Genomic DNA, 526 nt, shown 5'->3' with positions numbered 1-526 from the left:
TGCCAGTCGCGCTTTTTGCTGCGGGGGTTGTAGAAGCAGACCGTGAAGTCGCCCTCGGCGGCGGCCCGCACCCGGCGCTCGATCGCCTCCCAGGGGGTGTGCAGGTCGGACAGCGAAATGTAGGCGTGGTCGTGGCCCAGCGGGGCCCCAGCAGATTGGAGGCGGCCGCGGCCGCGGTGATGCCGGGGACGCCGACGACATCGATGTCGGCCCCGGCGAAGTCGAGCGCGGGGCTGGCCATGGCGTAGACACCGGCGTCACCGGATCCGATGAGCGCCACGGCCGCACCGGTGCGGGCCTCCTCGACCGCGCTGCGGGCGCGCTCCTCCTCCTGGCCGAGCCCGCTGGCGACGACGCGGGTGCCGGGGCGGAGCAAGTCGCGCACCTGGTCGAGGTACTGGTCCAGGCCGACGACCACGGAGGCGCGGCGCAGCTCGTCAACGGCCCGCGGGGCGGTGAGGTCGCGCGCGCCGGGGCCCAGGCCGACGACGGCGAGGCGCCGCGCGGCCGCAGCGGGCCACCGGCG

1 protein-coding gene is annotated in these 526 nt (G+C 76.0%); it reads right to left on the bottom strand.

The window, feature by feature from the left end; translation table 11 throughout:
• Positions 1–526, bottom strand: a 526-nt coding sequence (locus tag VS93_RS26485; protein ID WP_236700765.1) for an SAM-dependent methyltransferase, incomplete at both ends; no start/stop codon positions are given.

This window comes from Allosalinactinospora lopnorensis (genome assembly GCF_000981225.1).
In the GTDB taxonomy this organism is placed as follows: domain Bacteria; phylum Actinomycetota; class Actinomycetes; order Streptosporangiales; family Streptosporangiaceae; genus Allosalinactinospora; species Allosalinactinospora lopnorensis.
This window is presented reverse-complemented; position numbering and strand designations above follow the sequence as displayed.